The 14,385-nt window shown below is 64.8% G+C and carries 16 protein-coding genes; 7 read left to right on the top strand and 9 right to left on the bottom strand.

Features of this window, described 5'->3' with window-relative positions; genetic code table 11:
* Positions 1 to 153 precede the first annotated feature (153 nt).
* From BKG76_RS22790 to modA, 3 genes are read right to left on the bottom strand one after another with little or no spacing between them, the layout of a single operon-like run.
* Positions 154 to 1,218, bottom strand: coding sequence for a sulfate/molybdate ABC transporter ATP-binding protein (locus tag BKG76_RS22790; RefSeq protein WP_070939942.1), 1,065 nt, complete (start codon positions 1,216 to 1,218; stop codon positions 154 to 156).
* On the bottom strand, positions 1,218 to 2,012 hold the full coding sequence (locus BKG76_RS22795; RefSeq protein WP_070939943.1) for an ABC transporter permease: 795 nt from the start codon (positions 2,010 to 2,012) through the stop codon (positions 1,218 to 1,220). The genes BKG76_RS22790 and BKG76_RS22795 overlap by 1 nt, the downstream gene beginning before the upstream one ends.
* Complete coding sequence (gene modA / locus BKG76_RS22800; RefSeq protein ID WP_070939944.1) at positions 2,009 to 2,839, bottom strand: molybdate ABC transporter substrate-binding protein; 831 nt, start codon at positions 2,837 to 2,839, stop codon at positions 2,009 to 2,011. The genes BKG76_RS22795 and modA overlap by 4 nt, the downstream gene beginning before the upstream one ends.
* Before the next feature lie 195 nt (positions 2,840 to 3,034).
* On the opposite strand from modA, the gene BKG76_RS22805 reads away from it, so the two are divergent.
* From BKG76_RS22805 to BKG76_RS22815, 3 genes are all read left to right on the top strand, one after another.
* A complete protein-coding gene (locus tag BKG76_RS22805; protein WP_070939945.1) occupies positions 3,035 to 3,718 on the top strand; it encodes an SDR family oxidoreductase in 684 nt (227 codons plus the stop codon).
* 95 nt (positions 3,719 to 3,813) lie between these two features.
* Positions 3,814 to 4,797 (top strand): LLM class F420-dependent oxidoreductase, encoded by a 984-nt coding sequence (locus BKG76_RS22810; RefSeq protein WP_070939946.1) that lies wholly within the window; start codon positions 3,814 to 3,816, stop codon positions 4,795 to 4,797.
* 333 nt (positions 4,798 to 5,130) lie between these two features.
* The gene (locus tag BKG76_RS22815) at positions 5,131 to 6,585 is read left to right on the top strand and encodes an NAD(P)/FAD-dependent oxidoreductase (RefSeq protein WP_109420955.1); all 1,455 of its coding nucleotides are present in this window, start codon (positions 5,131 to 5,133) and stop codon (positions 6,583 to 6,585) included.
* Here the strand turns inward: BKG76_RS22815 and BKG76_RS22820 are convergent.
* Genes BKG76_RS22820 through BKG76_RS22845 form a run of 6 tightly spaced genes read right to left on the bottom strand, consistent with a single transcriptional unit; the run spans position 6,582 to position 10,947 of the window.
* A complete protein-coding gene (locus BKG76_RS22820) occupies positions 6,582 to 7,229 on the bottom strand; it encodes an urease accessory protein UreD (protein WP_070939947.1) in 648 nt (215 codons plus the stop codon). The genes BKG76_RS22815 and BKG76_RS22820 overlap by 4 nt on opposite strands.
* Positions 7,219 to 7,911 carry an urease accessory protein UreG gene (ureG, locus tag BKG76_RS22825; RefSeq protein ID WP_070939948.1) on the bottom strand — a complete coding sequence of 231 codons (693 nt, stop codon included), beginning with the start codon at positions 7,909 to 7,911 and terminating at the stop codon, positions 7,219 to 7,221. The genes BKG76_RS22820 and ureG overlap by 11 nt, the downstream gene beginning before the upstream one ends.
* 21 nt (positions 7,912 to 7,932) lie before the next feature.
* A complete protein-coding gene (locus BKG76_RS22830; protein WP_070939949.1) occupies positions 7,933 to 8,586 on the bottom strand; it encodes an urease accessory protein UreF in 654 nt (217 codons plus the stop codon).
* Positions 8,586 to 10,319 carry an urease subunit alpha gene (locus tag BKG76_RS22835; protein ID WP_070939950.1) on the bottom strand — a complete coding sequence of 578 codons (1,734 nt, stop codon included), beginning with the start codon at positions 10,317 to 10,319 and terminating at the stop codon, positions 8,586 to 8,588. Before BKG76_RS22835 ends, BKG76_RS22830 begins: the two co-directional genes overlap by 1 nt.
* Entirely contained in the window at positions 10,316 to 10,639 is a 324-nt protein-coding gene (locus BKG76_RS22840; protein ID WP_070940078.1) for an urease subunit beta, read from the bottom strand. Before BKG76_RS22840 ends, BKG76_RS22835 begins: the two co-directional genes overlap by 4 nt.
* Before the next feature lie 5 nt (positions 10,640 to 10,644).
* On the bottom strand, positions 10,645 to 10,947 hold the full coding sequence (locus BKG76_RS22845; RefSeq protein ID WP_070939951.1) for an urease subunit gamma: 303 nt from the start codon (positions 10,945 to 10,947) through the stop codon (positions 10,645 to 10,647).
* Between the two features lie 147 nt (positions 10,948 to 11,094).
* Between BKG76_RS22845 and BKG76_RS22850 the strand changes: the two genes are divergently transcribed.
* The 4 genes from BKG76_RS22850 to BKG76_RS22865 all read left to right on the top strand — a co-directional run bounded on the left by BKG76_RS22850 (position 11,095) and on the right by BKG76_RS22865 (position 14,263).
* Positions 11,095 to 11,850 (top strand): sensor domain-containing protein, encoded by a 756-nt coding sequence (locus BKG76_RS22850; protein ID WP_070939952.1) that lies wholly within the window; start codon positions 11,095 to 11,097, stop codon positions 11,848 to 11,850.
* The gene (locus tag BKG76_RS22855) at positions 11,835 to 12,605 is read left to right on the top strand and encodes a sensor domain-containing protein (RefSeq protein WP_070939953.1); all 771 of its coding nucleotides are present in this window, start codon (positions 11,835 to 11,837) and stop codon (positions 12,603 to 12,605) included. Before BKG76_RS22850 ends, BKG76_RS22855 begins: the two co-directional genes overlap by 16 nt.
* Positions 12,606 to 12,704: 99 nt before the next feature.
* Entirely contained in the window at positions 12,705 to 13,469 is a 765-nt protein-coding gene (locus BKG76_RS22860; RefSeq protein ID WP_070939954.1) for a sensor domain-containing protein, read from the top strand.
* A complete protein-coding gene (locus tag BKG76_RS22865; RefSeq protein WP_070940079.1) occupies positions 13,466 to 14,263 on the top strand; it encodes a sensor domain-containing protein in 798 nt (265 codons plus the stop codon). The genes BKG76_RS22860 and BKG76_RS22865 overlap by 4 nt, the downstream gene beginning before the upstream one ends.
* Positions 14,264 to 14,385 lie beyond the last annotated feature (122 nt).

A 14,385-nucleotide genomic window follows, 5' to 3' on the forward strand; every position in this document is an offset into this window, starting at 1 on the left:
TTTGTCGTGCACGTGCAAGCGTAACGGGCAATCGGCGCGCCCGATTTGCCGAAAGCTGCCGTGGGCGCCACTTCAAGATTATTTGACGCGGTGGCAAGGGGTTTGGCTGACCAGAAGCAAACATGGGTTTCCTCTCGAAGTCCCCGTCCCCAGCTATTGCGCCGCCTGAATGACGACCTCATGGGCCTTCACGGCAAAGTATGCCGGCGCATCGGGTGCCAGCCTTAGTTCCGCCGCGGCGGCCGCGGTGATGTGTGCCGTGAATATCGCGGTCCCGACGATTGCCGTTACAACCACGCTGTCGCCATGTGCGGTGAGGCCCGTGACCGATACGGCAATGACGTTGCGTGGGCTACCTCCGGGTGGGACCAGATGTACGGCGACATCACGTGGCTTGAACACCGCGACGGCGTGCTGGCCCTCCGAGGGGTGCCCGGCTCCGGACCACACACCGTGGATGGCGAGCTCGCCGGTGTGCAGTGCGCCGTCCTCGCCCACTGTGCCGTCAATGAGGTTCACTCCCGCGAAACGCGCGCCAAACTGGCTGCTCGGCCGGGCGAGCACGGTGGCTGTCTCTCCCAGCTCGGCCACCCGGCCGGAGTCGAGAACCATCACGCGGTCGGCGATGGCCACCGCATCCATGATGTCGTGAGTCACGATCAGCGCGCTTTGGCCATCGCGTCCCAGCACCCGCCCGAGCAGTGCCCGGATGGCGGGCGCGCTGTCGGCGTCCAGACCCGCCAAGGGTTCATCGAGGAGCACCAGATCGGGTTCGGTCGCGAGTGCACGGGCGATGGCGACCCGCTGGGCCTGTCCCCCGGACAGCTCGCCGGGGCGCCGTTGTGCCAGATCGCCCGCACCGACCGATTCCAGCCACCTATCACGCGCGTCGGACACATCGTGGCGCCCACCGCGTATCCCGAATTCGACATTGCCCGCCACCGTCAGGTGCGGAAACAGCAACGCTTCCTGCAGCAGCAAGGCGGTTCGCCTTCGGTGCGTAGGGACGAAAGTGCCAGTGGCACAGCTTGTCAGCACATGGCCGCCAAGCCGGATCTCTCCGGTGTCGGGGCGCAGCAACCCGGCAACGAGCGCGAGCACCGTGGACTTGCCGGCCCCATTGGGTCCGACGATCGCCAGCGTCTCACCGGCGGCGACCGTGAAGGCCGCCCGCACATCGCGGCCGGAATGACCCGCATCGAATCGAAGTTCGCCCACTACCGCCACCCGCCGGGACGCCAGGTCCGTGCGCCGACGACCGCCAGGACGACCGCAGCCACCGCGACCAGCAGTAGTGACAGCGCCACCGCCGACTGCGGGTCGGATTCGCGTTGCAGGTAGATCTCCAGGGGAAGGGTGCGGGTGACGCCCTGTCGCGATCCCGCGAATGTCAGGGTGGCGCCGAACTCTCCCAGTGAGCGTGCGAAAGCCAGCACTGTGCCCGATACCAGCGCCGGCATCACCAAGGGCAATGACACACGGCGCAAGACTGTGGTGGGCGGTGCACCCAGGCTGGCTGCCACATCGTCATACCGCTGTCCCGTCGTGGTCAGCGCCCCCTGCAGGCTGATGACGAGGAAGGGCAGCGAGACAAAGGTCTGCGCCAACACCACCGCCGATGTGGAGAAGGCGATGCGGATTCCCGCCGCATCCAGGTAGTGGCCGAGCAGCCCCAGCTTGCCGAAGGCGTACAGCAGCGCGATACCGCCGACGACGGGCGGCAGCACCAGCGGTAGCAGGATCATCGGGCGCAGCAGCTGGGTCAGCCATCCGGGCCCGCGAGCCAGCACAACGGCCAGCGGCACCCCGAACAGCAGGCATAGTGCGGTACTGGCGAGGCAGGTCCGGACGCTGAGCAGCAGCGCAGCCTGCGACGCGGGGCTCGTCACCAGTGCCGGGAACCGTGCCCAATCAGCCTTCACCACGAGCGCCAGCAGCGGCAGCACGATGAGTACTGCGCCGATGGTTGCCGGCACGTACACCCAGCGCGGCAGACCGGGTGTCGGGGTCACGGCGCGGAGAACCCCGCCGCCGCCAGAATCTTGTGGCCGACGTCCCCGGTGACGGTCTCAATGAATTGGTGCGCGCGTTCCGGGTTAGGCGAATTAGCGGTCACCGCAATCGGATAGGTGTTCACGATCGACAGAGCCTCGGGGAATGTGACGGTCGCGACCTTGTCACCCGCCGCTTTCGCATCGGTGACATACACCAGACCGGCGTCCGCCTGACCCGCGATCACCTTGTTCAGCACATCGGTGACCGAGGACTCCTCACTGACCGGATTCAGTTGTACCCCAGTCTCTTTCGAGGCTTTGGCGGTGGCTGACCCACATGGGACCTGCGGTGCGCACACCACGACGTCGAGGCCAGGACGGGTCAGATCGGCGAAGGCGGCGATGCCCTTCGGGTTCCCCGGCGCGACCACGATCGTCAACGTGTTGGAGGCGAAGTCGACAGGATTGATGACGGAATGCGCCTTCCAGGCCTTGTCCATATTCGCCGAATCCGCGGTGGCCAACACGTCGGCCGGGGCCCCCTGCGTCAGTTGGGTGACCAGATCGGAGGAACCGGCGAAGGTGAACTCGACCGTCGTGCCGGCGTGCGTCGACTCGAAGGACTTTCCGATTTCAGTGAAGGACTTCCGCAGCGATGCCGCGGCCAGCACGTGCAATTGGACCGCCGCCGATTCCGAACCGGCCGCGGGAGCCGCGGTGCCCGCTTCGGGTGCGGTTCGTGAGCCGCAACCGGATATGGCCAGCGAACCCGCCAGAAGTGTTGCCGCGAGAACTTTCCGCGCTCTGCCGATCTGGAGATGCCATGCGCTGCCGGTCACCGGCACAACCCTAGCTGCAGCCGAGCCGATACGTGGTGGTCAAGGGTATTGCTACCGTCCAGTAATATTGGGCGTCAAACCCGTGCGACCCGGCCGCCAAATCCGGGGTATGAGGTCCGGGTTGTGTCACGATCAAGCTGATCAGGCCTGGCCCCAGGTGCGGATTGGTAAGGCTTGCAGGAAGGTGAGGAAGGTACCGCCATGGACGTACTGGTAACCGGAGCGGTTAACGAGATCGGCCGGGCGGTGGCTGCGGAGTTCCGCAACGCCGGCCATCGGGTCGTCATCACCGGCCCCAACGCCGATGAGCTGGAAATCGCCGCCAAGGAGCTCGAGGTCGACGCCATTGTGTGCGACAACGCCGACCCGGACAGCCTGGAAGAGAATGTCGAGCTGTTCCCCCAACACCTCGATGCCATCGTGAACATCCCCAACCCGGTCTGGAGCGAGCCGGGCCCGCATCTGGGCACACTCACCGATACGGGCGAGGCGTGGCTGTCGCGGTACGAATCGAGCGTGCTGACCGCGGTGCTGACGGTGCAGGCCATCGGTGACCACCTGCGTTCGGGTGCGGCCATCGTCAACCTGTGCACGCTGGGCACCCGCGACCGGTCCGGCGCGACCACCGCCGCCAAGGCCGCGCTGTCCGCGTGGACGGCCGAGCAGGCCGAACGGATGGGCACCCGCGGGATCACCATCAACACCATTGCGCCCGGACAGTCGGCGGAGGCCAACTACGACGGCCTCGACAGCACCGAGAATGCGCAAGAGCTGGTTGCCGGCGAGATCGCCCGGTTGGCCTTGTTCCTCACCAGTCCGCAGGCGCGTCACATCACCGGCCAGACTCTGCACGTCAGCCGCGGCGTCCCCGCCGGCGTTAGCTGACCGAAGCTGGAGTGCACTCCAGCTCTAGATCGTCGAATTGCCTTGCGGGGCAAGACAGTAATGCCGCATCGGCGGATCGCGCGTAGGCTGGCCGAGTGACCATTCGGCTCGGATATCAGATCCCCAACTTCTCCTACGGCACCGGCGTCGCCGAACTCTTCCCCACCGTCGTCCAACAGGTACGCGACGCGGAAGCGTCGGGCTTCGACACGGTCTTCGTGATGGACCACTTCTATCAACTGCCCATGATCGGCACCCCCGATCAGCCCATGCTGGAGGCCTACACGGCCCTGGGTGCGCTGGCGAGTGCGACGAGCACCATTCAGCTGTCCACGCTGGTCACCGGCAATACGTACCGAAACCCGACCCTGCTGGCCAAGGCCGTCACCACCCTCGACGTGGTCAGCGGCGGTCGTGCGATCTTGGGCATCGGTGCGGGATGGTTCGAACTGGAGCACCAGCAGCTCGGGTTCGATTTCGGCACGTTCACCGACCGCTTCGAGCGGTTGAGCGAGGCGCTGGAGATCATTCCGCCGATGCTCCGCGGTGAGCGTCCCACCTTCGAAGGCAAGTACTACCGCACGGAATCGGCATTGAACGAGCCCCGGATCCGGCCGAACATTCCGATCATGATCGGCGGCAGCGGCGAGAAGAAGACCTTCGGGCTGGCAGTGAAGTATGCCGATCACCTGAACCTGCTCAGTGCGCTGGACGAGATTCCGCACAAGCTGGCGGTGCTGCGCCAACGCTGCGAGGAGGCGGGCCGCGATCCGTCCACGCTGGAAACCTCGGCCTTCTTCTCCGTCTTCATCGACGACGATTCCGCGACGGCCTGGAAACTGGCGGCCGCACAGCTGAGCAAGAACGGAATCGATCTAGACACGTTGCCGGACGAAGCCCGCGCGCAGGTACTCGGGCGCACCCTGGTGGGCAGCCCCGACGAGATCGCCGAGCAGGTGCAGACCCGTGTCTTGGACCAGGGAATCGACTCCGTCACCCTCAATGCGCCCGTCAACGGACATCTCCCGGGCGTGGTGGAGCTGATCGGCAAGACTCTTCGCCCGCTGTTCAAGGACTAGTCGGCGAGAACGGGGTCGGCATCCCGCTGCCCTTCGGGCAGGATGTGGGATGTGGAGACGCTGTCCAATGTGCGGCCCGAGGCGGCGCATTTCGCCTTCTCGGGCGGTCGTTCACCGAGGCTTCGACCGGGTGTCCTCGGATGTTCGGCGTTTCCCTCACACGCTGGCGTGCCGGGACGTGATCTAGCCTGGCGGCGAGAGCTCATGTGAGATATTTCGCTAAGCTAACTGACGCGACGTGCGGGGAAATCCCGACTACGGTTGGGGTGTTGCACCAAGTGTCAGACAAGGTGAATAACCCCAGTTGAGGCACCATTCGATGAGGAGTGATCGATGAGCACGACACCAGACGCCGCCGGTCCCGCGGCGCCTGTCGCAGCCAATCCGAAGGCCAAGATCAAAGACGCCCTGACACCGAAACACCGAGTCGTCATCATCGGATCGGGATTCGGCGGCCTGACCGCGGCCAAGACACTCAAACGTGCCAACGTCGACGTCACGCTGGTCGCGCGTACCACCCACCACCTGTTCCAGCCGCTGCTGTACCAAGTGGCCACCGGAATCATCTCCGAGGGAGAGATCGCTCCCCCTACCCGGCAGATCTTGAAGGACCAGGACAACGCCCAGGTGGTTCTCGGCGATGTGACGAGCATCGACCTGGAGAACCAGGTCGTGCACTCCTCGCTTCTCGGGCATGACTACTCGACGCCCTACGACAGCTTGATCGTGGCGGCGGGAGCCGGCCAGTCGTACTTCGGGAACGACCACTTCGCCGAGTGGGCCCCGGGTATGAAATCCATTGACGATGCCCTGGAACTGCGCGGACGCATCCTCGGTGCATTCGAACAGGCCGAACGCTCCAGCGACCCGGTCCGGCGCCGCAAGCTCATGACCTTCACCGTGGTGGGTGCTGGTCCCACCGGTGTCGAGATGGCCGGGCAGATCGCGGAACTGGCCAACGAGACCCTCAAGGGCACCTTCCGGCATATCGACCCCACCGATGCGCGGGTCATCCTGCTGGATGCCGCGCCCGCGGTGCTGCCGCCCTTCGGCCCGAAGCTGGGCGACAAGGCACGCAAGCGTCTGGAGAAGCTGGGTGTCGAGATCCAGTTGAGTGCCATGGTCACCGACGTGGACCGCAACGGACTGACCGTGAAGCACGCGGACGGCACCATCGAACGCATCGAATCCTGGTGCAAGGTGTGGTCCGCGGGTGTCTCGGCAAGCCCCCTCGGAAAGAACCTGGCCGAACAGTCGGGTGTCGAGCTGGATCGTGCCGGACGCGTCAAGGTGGAGCCGGATCTGTCGATTCCGGGTCACCCCAACGTATTCGTGGTCGGCGACATGATGGCTGTGGACGGCGTGCCCGGCGTGGCCCAGGGCGCCATTCAGGGTGGGCGTTACGCCGCCAAGCAGATCAAGGCCGAGCTGAAGGGGCGCAGCGCCGCGGAGCGTCCTGCGTTCAAGTACTTCGACAAGGGCTCGATGGCCACCGTGTCGCGCTACAACGCGGTCGTCAAGATCGGCAAGCTGGAATTCAGCGGATTCATCGCCTGGCTCAGCTGGCTGGCGCTGCACCTGGTCTACCTCGTCGGGTTCAAGAACCGCCTGGTGACCTTGATCCTGTGGTCGATTGCGTTTGTGACGCGCTCGCGCGGGCAGATGGCCATCACCGAGCAGCAGGCTTGGGCGCGAACGCGTTTGGACCAGCTTGAGGAACTCGTCGCAGAGAAGAACGGCGACGAGGAACAGGTTGAGCAGCCCGAAGAGGAAAAAGCCGCAAGCTAGCCGATCGGTAGACGCTGCCCCTGCCAGGTGAGCAGGGCGGCGTCGCCGGCGAGACTGAGTATGGTGGCGTCGTCCGGACTGGGTTCAACGAAATCAGTTGCGGGGTAACGCAGTTCACTGATCAGTGCCAGCGGGCGACCCAGTTCGTCATCGGTCACCGAGCCGGCGCCGAGTTCCACGCGGTGCCGGAGCAGCGGGGTGTCGTCGATATCGGCATCGAGCTGTCCGCTCCAGAATCCCGACGACTCCCCCGACCTGCCGATCTGCACGCGCTCCCGCAGGCGCAAGCGTGCGCCCGCCGACCCGCGAACGGTGACATGGGAATGGTGGGAGGCATTGGCCGCCACAATGGTTGGCGCCGGGTCCAGATCCAGCTGGCCCGCCACCGAACAGTGCCATGTCATCGACGATCGAAGGCTGTCGCGCCCGGGCAGGGCCACGGCGGCCGCCACCGATCGCACTCGCAAGAGCGCGCCCTCGCCGATCTCGATGCGCACAGAAATCTCGTCGCCGCCCAGAGGATTGGCGGCCACTCCGACGAGATGCACGGTGTCCGCATCGGTGAGTCGGCCCTGCAGACTGCCCGAACAGCGCAGCCGGGGGAATCTGCCCTTCTCCGCGATGATCTCGACGTCAGTGCGCATGGTCCGATTGCCGCGCGTCGGCAAGATGCGCACGCACCCAGGCCAGTACCTCCGCGGCGGTGGGGTCTTCGGTCAACGAGATCATCGCCGTAGGCCGGCCATCGCGCACGGCCGTGGCGTCGCGAGCCATCACCCCGAGATCGGCGCCGACCATCGGGGCCAGATCGGTCTTGTTGATCACCAGCAGATCCGAGAAGGTCACGCCGGGCCCGCCCTTGCGCGGGACCTTGTCGCCGCCGGCGACGTCGATGACGAAGATCTGTACGTCGATCAGGCCGGAGGAGAAGGTCGCGGTGAGGTTATCGCCGCCCGACTCGACGAGGATGAGGTCGAGCGGATCGTTGGTGGCGATCAGATCCTCTATCGCATCGAGGTTCGCGGTGATGTCGTCCCGAATGGCGGTGTGTGGACAACCGCCGGTCTGAACCGCGGTGATGCGCTGGTCGGGCAATACCGCATGACGGCGCAGAAAGTCGGCGTCCTCGGTCGTATAGATGTCATTGGTCAGCACCGCCACCGAGATTTCGTCGCGCAGTGTGCGGCAGAGCGCGGCGACCAGTGCGGTCTTACCCGACCCCACCGGTCCGCCGATCCCGATGCGCAGCGGCTCCCCCCGCTGACGCACACGTCGTGGTCGATCGATGTGCTGGTGGGGCTGGCCGTCTAGCAGATGCGGTGGCATGGTGATCCAATCTCGTGAGAACTACGAAACAAAAAGCGGGCGTTCACGTATCAGGTGCTGCTCGGCAAGCACGTCCAGCAGTGGGTCGGACAGGCTGGCCAGCTCGGTGGCGGCCAGGGCCGCGGTCTGCTCGCACAGGCTTGTCAGCTCCAGTGTGCCCACCGCGACCTCCGCCGGGTCCAGTGCCAGCAGGCGTTGGCCCGCGGTGGCGGACCCGGTCAACGTGGTGTAGATGACAACGAGCGCGATATCGCGCCCCGTCAATCCTGTTGCGGCTCCGATGATGCCGTACACGACCGCCAGGTGCGGCTGCCGGCCGTGCGGACTCCAATCGATATGCGGCCACGCTATTCCGGCCAGACGCCGTAGCCCACGCCCCTGAGCGCGTGACGCGTCCCGCGCTGCCCGCGACGGTGTGCGGGCATCCGTTTCGACGTCGGCCCGCACCGCGTCCAGGCTGCCGGTGGTGATGGCAGCGGCGATAGAACCCGCGACCAGACCATGCGTGCGAATGCGTCGCCGCAGATACGCGATGAGCGTCGCGCAGTCCCGCACCAGGCCCTGGGCGATGGCCTCCTCTACCCCACCGGAATGCACATGTGAACCGGTGGGCAATCGGGAATCAGCGAGCGACAGCAGCAGTGCGGTCGTCGAAGAAGCGGTCGTCGGCTCCATCAGAACAGGAAATATCGTTGTGCCATCGGCAATTCAGCAGCGGGCTGCTCTTCCCATATCTCGCCGTCGATGCGCACGGTGAAGGTATCGGGATCCACCCGGATGTCGGGCATGGCGTCATTGAGAGGCAGGTCAGCCTTGCCGCGGTTGCGCACATCGCGAGTGGGGACAAGTCTGCGCCGCAACGCAAGTCGCGCGGCCAGGTCGTCCTCGATGGCCGTCGGTGACACGAAATGCACGGCCAACCCCGCCGCGACGGCATGCATGGCGCTGAACATCGGGCGCGGAAACACCGGTTGCGGGGTCGGGATGGATGCATTGGCATCGCCCATGGCGGCCCAGACAATGCCGCCACCCTTGATGACCGCATGCGGTCGCACCCCGAAAAAGGCCGGCTCCCATAGCACCAGATCGGCGAGCTTGCCCACTTCCACCGAACCGATTTCGTGGTCGATGCCGTGCGTAATGGCTGGGCAGATCGTGTATTTCGCGACGTACCGGCGTACCCGGTTGTTGTCGTTTCCGTGGGGTCCGGACGGGTCGCCCTGCAGTGCGCCGCGACGTTTCTTCATCACATGCGCGGTCTGCCAGGTCCGCATCACCACCTCACCGATGCGCCCCATAGCCTGGCTGTCGCTGCCGATCATCGAGATCGCGCCGATATCGTGCAACAGATCCTCGGCCGCGATGGTCGACGGCCGGATCCGGCTCTCGGCGAACGCCAGGTCCTCCGGGACGGCGGCATTGAGATGATGGCAGACCATCAGCATGTCGAGATGCTCATCAAGGGTGTTGACGGTGTGCGGGCGGGTCGGGTTGGTGGAGCTGGGCATGACATTCGGATGACTGGCCACCGTAATGATGTCTGGTGCGTGGCCGCCGCCCGCGCCCTCGGTGTGATACGCGTGGATCGCGCGCCCGCCGATCGCGGCCAGCGTACCCTCCACGAATCCGGTCTCGTTGAGAGTGTCCGAGTGCAACGCGACCTGGACGTCGGCCTCGTCGGCCACCCGCAGACAGGCATCGATCACCGCCGGGGTGGTGCCCCAGTCTTCGTGCAGTTTGAAACCCGCTGCCCCACCTCGCAATTGCTCCCACATGGCGGCCGGGTTGACGGTGTTGCCCTTGCCGAGCATCAGAATGTTCATGGGCCAGCCGTCGAGGGCCTGGAGCATCCGGCCCAGGTGCCACGCACCGGGTGTGACGGTTGTGGCCTTACTGCCCTCCGCAGGCCCGGTGCCACCGCCGATCATTGTGGTGATGCCGCCGCTGAGCGCCTCGGGCATGATTTGTGGACAGATGAAGTGCACGTGACAGTCGATACCGCCGGCGGTCACGATCCGGTTGTTGCCGGCGATGATCTCGGTAGACGGCCCAACGATCAGGGCGGGGTCGACCCCGTCCATGATGTCCGGATTTCCGGCCTTGCCAATGCCGACGATCCGGCCGTCGCGGATACCGATGTCGGCCTTGATGATTCCCCAGTGATCGATGATCACCGCGCCGGTGATGACGGTGTCCGGGGCTCCCCCGGCGCGGGTGAGGCGGCTCTGCCCCATCGACTCCCGCAGGACCTTGCCGCCGCCGAAGACAGCCTCCTCGCCCGCCAAACCGGTTCCGCCGCAACGGTCTTCGGTGATCTCGATGATCAGATCGGTGTCGGCCAGCCGGATACGGTCACCGGTCGTCGGTCCGTACAGCTTGGCGTAATGCTCGCGCGTCAGCCTGGTCATGTCGGTTCACCGCCGTCCAATTGCCCCGGAGCATCAAGGGTCAGCCCATGCACTTCACGACGGCCACGCAACGGCACCAGCTGAACTCTTTGGGCGACGCCGGGTTCGAAGCGCACAGCGGTACCCGCCGCGATGTGCAGCCGATGACCGTGCGCGGCGGCGCGGTCGAAGTCGAGCGCCGGATTGGACTGCGGGAAATGCACATGACTGCCCACCTGGACGGGGCGATCGCCGGTGTTGACGACGTCCAGCTCGATCACAATGGCACCCGCATTGAGCTCGATATCGTCGGATGCGAACAGGTACTCGCCGGGGATCATGTCACTCATCCGATCGGGTGATGCACGGTGACGAGTTTGGTGCCATCGGGAAAGGTGGCCTCCACCTGGACATCCGGGATCATTTCGGGCACGCCGTCCATGACATGTTCACGTCCGAGCACCTCGCGACCGCTGACCATCAGTTCCGAGACGGTACGGCCGTCGCGGGCGCCCTCGAGGAGATGGTCGGTGATGATCGCGATGGCTTCGGGGTAGTTGAGGAGTAAGCCCCGGGACTGGCGCCGTCGCGCCAATTCCGCCGCATAGGAGATAAGCAGCCGTTCCTGCTCGTGCGGGGTCAATCGCATAAGGGGCGATCCTGCCACGATCCGGGCGGCCCGGCACTTTCACACCCGACGCACAGGCAGTAATGAGTTTTGCAGTGCGCTTGTCATCGCGAATGCAAGAATCTCCCCGAGTTCGCTGTGTATATGGAGTCGATCAGGAGGGTGCACATGCGGTATGGAATGACGTTGGGGTGCGTGGTGTCAGCGACGGTATTGATGGCGGGGTGTAGTCAACCCAGTGAGGGGATCAAGCCGGTGGCCGCGCCGTCCACCACTGCCGCCGACGTGCCGATGACGGCGGGCACGTCGGCTCCCCAGTCCGTCCCCGCCACCACCAGGGCGCCCGCACCACCACCTCTGGTGGTCACACCGGACAAGATTGACTCGATCCTGGGCTCGCGCGCCGACGTCGGGGAGATTCTGGGCACCACGCTGGAGTACGACAACAACAGTTCATCGCCACCCACCGACCCGATCGGCGGTGCACCCGATTGCGCGAAGCTGGACATTCCAACATCCAGTCAATTGGGATCCGAATGGACCACGTACCGGTGGAACTATTACCGCGAGACCAAGGGCAACACCGCCTACATCGTGAGTCAGGTGGCGGTCCTCTACCCCACCCGCGAGGAGGCGGCGACGGCCTTCACGCAGGCGTTCCCCAAATCCGCGTCGAAGACATGCGTGGGTGCAGAGATCTCCAAACAGGATCAGAAGTGGACGATCAGCAACATCGCGGAAATCACCGACAGCGCAGCCAGATGGACCCAGCTCCAGGCACTCCAAGGCACGCCCTGGCGCTGCTTCTTCGACTTCCGCAACAAGAACAACGTGCTGTTCGGGGCGTACCTATGCCAGTACGGCGATGGGGTGCCCGGCGTGACGACCATCACCGACCGGATCGCCGCATGGATCCCGCAGTGAAAGGACCAACTGTGACTCGCGAATCGGTATTGCGGAAGACCACCATCGTGGCGTGTGCCGCTGTTCTCCTGACCGGATGCTCATTCTTCGGAGGTGGCCAGAAGGGTCCGGCGTCGTCGGGGCCGTCGACGGCTTCGGGGACATCGGGTGCGTCGACGACATCGGCGGCAACATCCACGGTCGACTCGATCAGCCCCGATAAGGCCAACTCGCTCATCGTCCCCAAGAAGGACGTGTCCGACTTGGTCGGTTCCACCCTCGACTACGAGGGCAAGGCCTCCAACCCGGCGTCGACGACGGTTGACGGCAAGGAATCGTGCCGGCCCCTGATGGTGCCGTTGACAAACGACATCGGCGACAAATGGACGACCTACCGAAACGTTTGGTACCAGGAGTCCAAGGACACCTTCACGCACCTGGTCACCCAACGCGTATTGCTGTACCCGTCGCGCGACGACGCCAAGGAAACCTACGCGAAGGAGTTCGCTCCCGACGTCCGCACATGCGCAGGGGAAGAACTGAAAACTGATACGGGAACCTGGCGGGCATCCGTGCCGGAGGCATCGGAGGACCACACGCGGTGGGTGCTCGACGAGATCGTCGACGGTCAGCCCTCCGGGTGGCGCTGCATGGCAGAGGCACGCACGATCGACAACCTGCTCCTCATGGTGATGAACTGCCAGCGCGGAAATGGCGGTCCCGCCGTGAAAGCGATCATGAACAGGATGGTGGCCGGCGCCACCAAGCCGAGGTAAGCAACGGGTTCTGGCGCTCGTGTAACACTGGGCGCGCGCGACCCGATGTAGCCATGATTTGGGTCGATGTGAGTCATGTATCGATAGGGAGGGAATTCGATGCGTCACGTGTTGACTGCCGGATGGCTGGGACTGGCGGCGTTACTCGCGGTGAGTTGTGGCACCGAGTCCGGTGGCATCAAACCGATTCCGGTCGGGGCCACCCAGACATCGGCCGCTGCCGATCACGGGCCGGAAGGGGCCATCGCGAGCCCCAAGTCCAGCGCCCCACCGGTGACGACCTCGCTCGAGCCGCCGGCCCCCGTGATCGTCACACCGGAAAAGGCGGACTCGGTCATCATTTCCGCCGACGACGTGGGCAGACTGGTCGGATCCCCGCTGACGTACGAGTTCAAATCCACCACTCCCAGCGACTCGCTGGCGACCGGTAAATGCAAAGCCCTCACGGGCCTGCGCAGCGAGAGCCTTGGCGACGAATGGACGACCTATCGGGGTTCTCGTCAGCAGGAAACAGAAAACCGATACGACCACATCGTGTGGCAGTCGGTCGTGCTGTTTCCCGATACGAAGGCCGCCGCGAACCAACTCCAGGCGGGGTACCCCCCGTCGCTGGCATCGTGCACGGGCTCCCGCCAAACCGAGGGCGATACCGAATGGCAGATCGGCGACGTCTCGAACAATGGCACGAGTGTGAAATGGGTGCGACAACAAACCCAGGACGGAAAGCCGTCAGGATGGCGGTGTTTCTACGACTACCGGGTGAAGAACAACGTGCTTTTCGGAAGCCTGTTGTGCCAGAACGGCAATGGCGCTCCCATAGTTTCCGCGATTGTCGATCGCATGGCGGAATGGATTCCGGCATGACCGCGGTGAAGAACACGGTAGGGGGTCTCATGAGAGGTACGGCAGTGCGGCGAGTGCTGTGTGCCACCGCGATCTCGGCGCTGGCGCTGTGTGGATGCGCCGGCCAGAACGGGACGACCGAAACGGCGGCTGCCACCACCACGACGTCGCGAAGCGTGAACGCGCCACCTCCGGCGCTGCCGAGCAGTGGTCCGGCCGGCCTGACGGGGTGGCCGGGACAGGACAAGATCACCGAGGAAGCCATGGTATCGGCGCTATTCACCGATGAGGAGATCGCCAAGGTCCTCGATACGCGAGTCGCCAAGACGAACAAACGGGACAAGCCCTTCACCGCCGCCGATTCCGATGACGCGAGCTGCAATGTGACACAAGGACTCACGGTTGAGTCGGTGGGCAAGCAGTACGAGACATTCCGTGGGACCGAGATGTTGCTCGGGGACGCCAAGAACCCGGACGCACAGGTGTATCAGGCGATCGCGGCATACAGCGACAAGGATGCGGCGCAGACCCAGTTCTCCACGGCGACCGACGAGATCAAGGAATGCGACGCAAAGACGTACAACTTCACCGATCCGGCCGGCACAAAGGTTCCGGTGACGGTGACGGTCTCGTCATCGAACGCGAAGAGGGTGAATTGGGCCCTGGCGTACGGGCCCAGCACGTACCGCTGTTTCGTGTCGTATAACGGCGTTGCCAACGTGATTGTGCAGACCCAGGTTTGCGCACGCAGCAACTCAAAGCAGCTGGTGCAGAAGATGGCCGACAGGATTGTCGACAAACTACAGCTGAGCTGACAAGCCTCCTGGATCTGGCGGGGACTGGATCCGGGCGGGGGGACGAGAATGGCGGCCCGACCATCGGGGGGCCGGCCGACATCTCTCGCAAGAGCTCGGGTGGGCGCACGGGGGTCGCGCCC

Origin of the sequence: Mycobacteroides franklinii, assembly GCF_001853795.1 — a bacterium.
GTDB classification, from domain to species: domain Bacteria; phylum Actinomycetota; class Actinomycetes; order Mycobacteriales; family Mycobacteriaceae; genus Mycobacterium; species Mycobacterium franklinii.